The 4,013-nt window shown below is 66.6% G+C and carries 3 protein-coding genes and 1 pseudogene; 1 reads left to right on the top strand and 3 read right to left on the bottom strand.

Features of this window, described 5'->3' with window-relative positions; all coding sequences use genetic code 11:
- On the bottom strand, positions 1–766 hold a 766-nt coding region (locus ACE3UY_RS14255), incomplete at its 3' end, for a 3'-5' exonuclease (protein WP_374688176.1).
- A gap of 287 nt (positions 767–1,053) precedes the next feature.
- Here ACE3UY_RS14255 and ACE3UY_RS14250 point away from each other — a divergent pair.
- A complete protein-coding gene (locus ACE3UY_RS14250) occupies positions 1,054–2,199 on the top strand; it encodes a WD40/YVTN/BNR-like repeat-containing protein (protein ID WP_374688175.1) in 1,146 nt (381 codons plus the stop codon).
- Here the strand turns inward: ACE3UY_RS14250 and ACE3UY_RS14245 are convergent.
- Both ACE3UY_RS14245 and ACE3UY_RS14240 read right to left on the bottom strand, forming a co-directional pair.
- Positions 2,186–3,511 (bottom strand): FAD-dependent oxidoreductase, encoded by a 1,326-nt coding sequence (locus ACE3UY_RS14245; protein WP_374688174.1) that lies wholly within the window; start codon positions 3,509–3,511, stop codon positions 2,186–2,188. The genes ACE3UY_RS14250 and ACE3UY_RS14245 overlap by 14 nt on opposite strands.
- A 201-nt stretch (positions 3,512–3,712) precedes the next feature.
- Positions 3,713–4,013 (bottom strand): annotated as a pseudogene (locus ACE3UY_RS14240) (DNA topoisomerase IB); the annotation flags it as partial.

The raw sequence follows: 4,013 nt of genomic DNA, 5'->3' as shown, positions 1-4,013 counted from the left end.
CGAGCAGGTCGCGCACGCCCTGCTCCTCAGCCGCGTGCTGCGCCGGCGAGAGCAGCCCGGCGAACAGCGCCGTCCGCAGCCACACCAGGTAAGTCGTCAGGGCGTCGCACTGGTTGTACTCGACGATGCGCCGAATGTCGCCCGACAGCCATAGGTCGATGACGTTGTCGCCCGACGTGTCGATCTTGCCGGGGATGCCGCAGGCGCAGGCGAATTCGTGCAGCGAGGGCGTGGCCTTGCCCCAGCCGCAGACGATTTCCTTCAGGTCGATGTGCCAGTCGCCGTATTTATAGAAGTAATCGACGCCCTCCCAGGACTTGCCCGGCCGGCGGCAGAACTGTCCCGCGCCGATGCCGTGGGCGATGCCGCGCTGGATAAGGATGGGCAGATCGGCTGAGCGCGAGTTGAAGCCCACCAGCTGGGGGCGCGGCTCCTCGCGGCCGAGCTGGGTCAGGAAGCGCTCGACCAGCTCCCGCTCAGCCAGCGGCGGGTCGCCGGCGTGGGGCAGCGAGGTCAGCGCCACGCGCGGCGGTTCATCGCCACGCTGCCGCCGCACTACGACCGCGGCCGAGACGATGCGACATAGCGTGGTCTTCAGGTAGGGCTGGGGCGCGTCTTCGGTGGCTCCCCCGCGCGCCCACATGGTGTGGATGACCTCGTCGTCCGGCATGCCGGCCGGTAGGTCATAGACCCGCCGGCCGGTCGGCACATCCGGGGCCCACTCCAGATCGAAAGCCCAGACGTTCTCGGCGATTGTGCGTATCACTGCGCCACCTCCTTGGGAACACGGGGGCGAGCGCGCCCCGGCGTTCGATGCATCAATGGGCAGCCCGGAGCATCCGGGCCATGGCTATCTCAGTATACGGGTGGCGCGCCTCTTCGACAAGTCCAGGTAGTACCGCCATTTGTGCGCCTTTCCTCTCTGGAATAAGTCGTCTGGCCCATAGCACAATGCATCATTTGGCCCATGTTAATTGCCGGGCGTTTATCCTACAATGTGGTGTCGAGAGCACCCGGTAGTATTGGATCACTAGAAGCGGGAGGGATAGCGTCGTGAAGACCTTGCGCGCCATTCTGGCGGCCGCTTTGGTCGCCGCCCTGGTTGCGTCGGTGGTGCTGGCCGCCGGCGACGTGGATGACGTGGATGATGTTTTGGAGTGGACTCGCTTGGGCTCGCTCCAGCCGACGTCCGGCCCCCAACCCTACGTCAGCGTCATCGCCACCCCTTCGAGCGACCCGGCGATACTCTACGCGGGTACGCTGTTGACCACCCCCAATGCCCACCTCATTTACCGCACGGAGGATGGCGGCGCGACCTGGCAACCAGCCGACGCCGGGTTGCCGCGAGACCTACCGCTTAATACCGGCGTCGATGCCCTGGCTGTCCACCCAACCGATTCGAACCTTCTCTACGTAGGCTTGCGAGCGCATGGTGTGTGGCGCAGCGAGGACGGCGGCGCTTCGTGGCAGAGCGTGAGCGGCGGCGGCATCGGCGATGACGATTCAACGCTGGCGTTGACCTTCGATCCCGGGCCGCCATCTACCGTCTATGCCCTGACGGAAGCCGGCTTCCACGTCTCGACCAACGGCCGGGCGTGGCAGAAACGCGCCAACGGCCTGCCGCCGGCCAGCAGCGTGGTCTACAACGCCCTGATCGTAGATCCCACTGACCCGGACACCCTTTACGTGGCGACGAACCCGCGTGGCCTCTTCCGCTCGACCAACGGGGGCAAGAAGTGGGTTGAGGCCAACGGCGACCTGCCGCCCGGCGCGCATAACGTCAAGGGTATTGCCATTAGCCCCATCACGGGCGAACTGTTCATGAGCATGCGCGGCGCGGGCCTGTTACGCAGCGCCGATAACGCCCAGACGTGGACGCCGTCCCATAACGGCATCACCTATACCCGGACGCTCTATGGCACGGTCAGCGCGCCGGTGCTCAGCCCGACCGATCCGATGCTGGCCTACGCCTTCAACGCCGACGGCATCTTCCGCAGCGAGGACGGCGGCGCGACCTGGGCCCCGTACGAGCGCGGGATGAGCGTGCTGACGACGGTGACCACGCTGGCGACCCACCCCACCCAGTCCTGGGCCGCCTACGCGGGCACGGCCATTTCCGGCGTGTGGGCCATCAAGGGCGTCGAAGAGCCGCCTCAGGACGATCCAGTCAAGTTATTCGTACCGCTTATCCGGCGATAACGGCTTTAGCCGCCCGCTGGCCGGAAATGACCGCGCCCTCCATGCTGCAAAATAGCGGCTGCTTGGTGTAGTCGCCGGCCAGTGTCAGGCCGGGGACGGGCGTGGCCTGCCGCGGCCGGAGCTCTTCCGTGCCCGCTGCCAGCAGATAGAAATCCTCGGGGTGGGTCACCACGCGGTAGCGCCGCACGTTGTTCTCGATGTTCAGGTCGAGCCGCTTGGCGTCCTTCATCGCCTCGGCGAAGATCTGCTCTGGCGTCATCTCGATGAACACTTCCGGCCGGGCCAGGTCGATCGACAGCCGGCCGGGTACGTCGCGGAACGTCGTGCGGCTCTGCTCAGAATAGGAGGCCAGGCAGGTATTGGGGCTGAAGACGACGTGGTCCTCCGGCAGCGACGGCTCGTCCAGCTCGATCTGAAGCGTCACCGCCGGCATGGTCGCCAACTGCTGCATCTTGGCGAACGCTGGATGGTTGGGCAGCGCCTCAGCGAGAAGCCGCTTGGCCGGGGCCAGCGAGGTCGCCAGCACAACGTGGTCAGCCTCGATCCGCTCGTCGTTGACGTAGACCCCGGTCACGCGCCCGTCTTCGACCGCCAGCCGCTCGACCGTGGCGTCGAGGCGCAAGGACGCGCCCTTGCGGGTAAGGGCCTCGGCGATGGGCGCGGCCATGACCTCGGTCATGCCGCCGGAGAAGGCGCCGACGCGAATGGTGTGGGGGCGCTTGATAGCCGGCGCGAGCAGACCCATCAGCACCATCGCCGAATAGCGCTGCGGCGGCAGAAAGAAGATGCCCTCGGTGACGGGCACAAGCAGGTTGGTGATGGCCTCCTCGCTGACGCCCCGCTTGCGCGCGTACTCATAGACCGTGTTGTGGTCGAGGGCGCGACGGCTACTGACCAGATCGACCAGGCCGGTAGAAAAGAAGTAGAGCAGCGCCGCCTTGTCGGCCGGCGACATCAGGTCGTTGTTGCCCAACAGCCCGGCGACGGTCTGCACCGGCCGGTGGAGCGGAGCCAGGCCCAGCACACCGCGCGGCCCCCCGTCCGGCAGCCGAATCTCCAACTCATCCTCCCAGATGACCGCGTCGTTCGGGTCGAGTCCCGCTTTCCTGAACAGCCGCGGCAGCGCCTTGTAGAAGCCGAGCCAGCGGTGCAGCCCCGACTCGACGCGCATGCCGTCCGACACCCAATCGGCGCAACGCCCACCGACGACCTTGTAGCGTTCCAGGATGGTCACCTGGCGACCCTTGTTCACCAGCTCCAGCGCTGCGCTCAGCCCGGCCAGACCGGAGCCGATGATAATGACATCTTCCATTTTGTGTCTACTCCCTATCTCTGTTTCTCTCAGTTCTCGCACTTTCTCAGAGTATAGGGCGTGAGAGGGAACGGCGAAACGGGGGATAACCCGACCACAGCACTTCTCCCTCACCAGAGTGCGCATCCTCAGATGCGCGCACTCGGTTGAGATGCGCTCCCTGAGCTAGCTGCCCGCATCGGAGGATGCGGACTCTGAATGCTAGGCGGCGCGGCGCAGGATCGTCATCAGCGCCGCCTCCTCAGCCGAGAGGCCGGGGGAAGGCTGCGCCTCGGCCGCCGCGACGGCGGCGCTCCAGTCGTCTGGCAGCGTGCCCGCGCTGTATCCCTCCAGCACCGCCGGGTGGATGTAGTACTTGCGACAGGTGGCCGGCCGGTTGCCCAGCGCCGCGGCCACCTCCTTCACCGCCTGGACGACGTTGCGGCGGGTCGCCGGCTCCGATTCGGCCGGCTCCAGCGCGCACAGCGTCATCGCCGCCAGCACGCTGCCCCCCCAGGTGCGG

Origin of the sequence: Promineifilum sp. (SeqCode), from assembly GCF_041918635.1 — a bacterium.
Taxonomy (GTDB): domain Bacteria; phylum Chloroflexota; class Anaerolineae; order Promineifilales; family Promineifilaceae; genus Promineifilum.
Note: the sequence above shows the minus strand (reverse complement) of the source record. Positions and strands in the feature narration are given on the sequence as shown.

What these genes read in the sequence shown, in the direction of transcription:
- ACE3UY_RS14245 (WP_374688174.1), bottom strand. Translation starts at nt 3,511, where the DNA reads ATGGAAGATGTCATTATCATCGGCTCCGGTCTGGCCGGGCTGAGCGCA.